This window comes from Thomasclavelia sp. (assembly GCF_017889095.1).
In the GTDB taxonomy this organism is placed as follows: Bacteria; Bacillota_I; Bacilli_A; order Erysipelotrichales; family Coprobacillaceae; genus Thomasclavelia.
Map to the genome: position 1 here is coordinate 1 of NZ_JAGHEW010000378.1, position 3890 is coordinate 3890.

Here is a 3890-nt window from a genome sequence, read left to right on the forward strand (position 1 = left end):
AAACTTTCAATTTCTTCAACGTCTTCATCATTTACATCTTCACCGCAAATTAAAGTAACAATTTCAGCATCACTATCAATAATATTTTCTAAAACGACTTTTAATGCTTTTAATTTATTATCTTTGCAGGCAACAATATTTTTTTCAACCATTGCCATATAATCATTAGCTTTGATTTCTACACCATCAATTGATGTATCTTTGATCGCAAATGTTACTTGACCAGTTTTGACATTACCAACTGCTTCATTCATATCCGCTACATTATCATCTAATGAAGCTTCAGGGTTATACATGATACATGCTGATAAACCTTGAGGAATTGTTTTTGTTGGAATAACAATTACATTTACTTCATCTTCTAAAATAGTTGCTGTTTGTTGAGCAGTCATGACAATATTTGAGTTATTAGGTAAAATAATAACATTTTTCGCATTTACCTTTTTAACTGCCTGAACCATATCTTCAGCTGAAGGATTCATTGTTTGTCCACCACTGACAACATAGTCACAATGTAATTCTAAAAAGGCATCTTTTAATCCATCACCAGCACATACTGAAATTACTGCCGTTTCTTTAGGTGGGATTTCGTCTTTAGCTTTATTATCATCAACCCCAACAATTGAACCACCAGCATTTTGAATAGCATCACTTTGTTCTTGCATGTTTTCAATCTTGAGTTTTATAAATTCACCAAATCTTTGGGCAATATTTAGCGCATTTCCTGGTTTTAATGTATGAACATGAACTTTAACGATTTCTTCATCTTGAACAACCACAATACTATTTCCTGGTATGCGTTCTAGTTCTTTTTTCAATTGATCTTCTTTAAATTTATTTATTAATGAAGGTTCTAGTCTAATAATAAATTCCGTACAATAACCATATCCTTCTTCACCGCTTTCAACACTAGCAACAGCATTCATCGCTGTATCATTACTTGATTTGATTTCTACATATTCTACTCGTTCACCTGCTAAAGCAGCCATAAATCCTGTAAAGACAAGTAACAATCCCGCACCACCGCTATCAACAACACCAACTTCTTTTAAAACTGGTAATAAATCTGGGGTACGATCTAATGCAATTTCCGCATTTTTTACAAAGTATGAAAATAAATCTTCAATTTCCATTCCTTCTTTAGCATATTTTTCAGTGGCTTCACTAGCTTCACGAATAACTGTTAAGATTGTTCCTTCAACAGGACGCATTACTGCTTTATAAGCAACTTTAGCACCGTTAGATAGAGCCTTAGCAAAAAGCATGGCATCAGCACTTTCATGACCTTGTAAAGTCATTGAAACTCCTCTAAAGATTTGCGATAGAATAACACCCGAATTACCACGAGCACCCATTAATAATCCTTTTGATAATTTTTTAGAAATATCACCTATATTATTAGAATCAAAATTATCGACTTCTTTAGCACCTGCAGAAAAAGTTAATGACATATTAGTTCCGGTATCACCATCAGGCACTGGAAAGACATTTAATGCATCGATTTCTGGATAATTATTATGTAAAGTATTTGCCCCACATAACACCATCTCTTTAAATAACTCACCTGTAACTACTTTCATCTTCTCTCTCCTCTATTCTACTCCACGAACTCCTTGAACATAGACATTAACCGCTTCCACATTCATATCCAAAGTAGATTCAACAACATATTTTACCTTTTTCTGTACTTCGTGCAATACCTCAGTCATTTTGATTCCATAGCCTAATAAGACATAAAGATCTAAAATTAGACCACTCTCGCCATCACGAGCGACAATTCCTTTTGAGTAATTTTCTTTTCTTAACAAGTCATAGTAGCCATCTTTTAATCTTTTTTGACTAGCCATGCCAACTACTCCATAGCACTCAATTGCAGCTCCACCTGCAATTGTAGTCACGACATCTAACGAGATGTTGACAGTCCCTATATTATTTTTCTTTTTAATCATCTATATGCCTCCTTGTATTCGTTTAAATAATACTATCTTTAGTAATTATATCTTAAATCCCTAATCTTGACAATTCTAAAGGCTAGAATTTATTCTAACAAACTTCCTATTTTTTTCAAGTATTAAATTTATCTTGATAAAATAATTATTTTTTTAAAAAAATAATTGCTTTTTACTGATAAAGATGATAATATAGTTCAGTACGTAAAAACACTACTAAAGGTAAGGAGGAGAGCCTATGTCAAGAAAATGTCAATTCAGCGGTAAAGGACCAATGTCTGGTAATACACGTTCTCACGCAATGAATGCAAGTAGAAGAAAATGGAACGTAAACTTACAAAAAGCTACTATTTTAGTAGATGGTAAACCTACAAAAGTAAGAATCTCTGCTAGAGAATTAAGAACTTTAAGAAAATCTGCTTAGTAATATAAATAGTACAATGTGTACTATTTTTATTTTACCCAATCAATTTAAATAAATGTATTAATAATTAAAAAAGTGCGATTTTTAAATTCGCACTTTTTATCTTTTAAACTGACGTTTAAATGCATCAAAAATTGATTCTTTTTTCTTTGATAATTTAGATAATTTTTGATATAACTCTTTTTCTTCACTTGATAATTTAGTTGGAATCTTAACTTCGATTCGTACCATTTCATCACCATAGTTATTACTATGAAGATCTTTTACCCCTTTACCTTTTAAACGTAATATTGTTCCAGATTGCGTTCCGGCAGGAATTTTAACAGTAACATCGCCTTGAACAGTTGGAACATCCACTTCACAACCTAAAGTTGCATCAACATTAGATACTGGGACAGTAATATGGATATTACGACCTTCACGTCTAAAATGAGGATGGCTGCTTACCTGAATTTCTACAAATAAGTCACCATTAGAACCACCATTGACACCACGGCCACCTTTTCCAGCAACCCTTAATTGTTGATTTGAGTTAATTCCCGCTGGAATATCTAATTGTACTGTAACTGTCTTAGTTTCATAACCGCGACCATGACAATGTGGACATTTTTCTTTAACTACTTTACCAGTCCCATTACAATCAGGACAAGTTGTTTCGGTTACGAAAGTACCAAAAGGTGATCTTTGCTGCTGTTGAATCGTACCGCGACCACCACAGCGAGAACATGTTTGAACATCATTAGGATTTTTCGCACCACTTCCATTACAGTGTGAACATGGAGCATCATAAGTTACCTTGATATCCTTTTTGACCCCTTTTACTGCTTCCATAAAATCGATATTTAAACGCATTAAGCGATCTTCACCACGACGTGGCCCATTATTTCTTTGACGAGATCTTCCGCCACCACCAAAGAATGATCCAAAAATATCACCAAGATCGACATCTTCAAAGCCAAAGCCACCAAATCCGCCAGCACCGCCACCATTTCCAGCACCTTGTTCAAAGGCAGCATGACCAAAACGATCATAAGTAGCTTTTTTGTTTGGATCTGAAAGAACTTCATAAGCTTCCTGTACTTCTTTAAACTTTTCTTCTGCACCTGGCTCTTTATTGACATCAGGATGATATTGTTTTGCTTTTTTACGATAAGCCCGTTTGATTTCATCAGCCGAAGCCTGCTTACTAATACCTAGGACTTCATAATAATCTCTTTTATCCGCCATATCTTCACCCTCTTTACACTAGTTAAAACCAAGGCGGCAAAGCCTTGGCTTTAAATTAATTCTTTTCTTCAAAATCTGCATCAACAACATTGTCATCTTGATTGTTTGCTGTACTATTTGTACTACCAGCATTAGCACCAGCGTTGTTTTGTTGTTGATATGCGTATGAAGCCATTTGTTGTGCCATTTGTTCAAGTTCAGACATTTTAGCTTCTAATGTAGCCATATCATTGTTATCTAATGCAGTTTTTAATTCATCTCTTAATTTTTGAGCTGATTCTTTTTGTGTT

4 protein-coding genes and 1 pseudogene are annotated in these 3890 nt (G+C 34.0%); 1 reads left to right on the forward strand and 4 read right to left on the reverse strand.

Going from position 1 to position 3890, the window contains the following annotated elements; genetic code table 11:
- Together J7M77_RS16125 and J7M77_RS16130 are read right to left on the reverse strand one after the other, a co-directional pair.
- The coding region (locus tag J7M77_RS16125; RefSeq protein WP_296880419.1) for a DAK2 domain-containing protein at positions 1-1580 on the reverse strand (1580 nt) is incomplete at its 3' end.
- A gap of 12 nt (positions 1581-1592) precedes the next feature.
- The gene (locus J7M77_RS16130; protein ID WP_296880420.1) at positions 1593-1949 is read right to left on the reverse strand and encodes an Asp23/Gls24 family envelope stress response protein; all 357 of its coding nucleotides are present in this window, start codon (positions 1947-1949) and stop codon (positions 1593-1595) included.
- Between the two features lie 238 nt (positions 1950-2187).
- Between J7M77_RS16130 and rpmB the strand changes: the two genes are divergently transcribed.
- Complete coding sequence (gene rpmB, locus J7M77_RS16135) at positions 2188-2373, forward strand: 50S ribosomal protein L28 (protein WP_296880421.1); 186 nt, start codon at positions 2188-2190, stop codon at positions 2371-2373.
- A 99-nt stretch (positions 2374-2472) separates the two neighbouring features.
- On the opposite strand, the gene dnaJ is transcribed toward rpmB, so the two are convergent.
- Positions 2473-3600, reverse strand: coding sequence for a molecular chaperone DnaJ (dnaJ, locus tag J7M77_RS16140; RefSeq protein WP_296880422.1), 1128 nt, complete (start codon positions 3598-3600; stop codon positions 2473-2475).
- Between the two features lie 55 nt (positions 3601-3655).
- Positions 3656-3890 (reverse strand): annotated as a pseudogene (dnaK, locus tag J7M77_RS16145) (molecular chaperone DnaK); the annotation flags it as partial.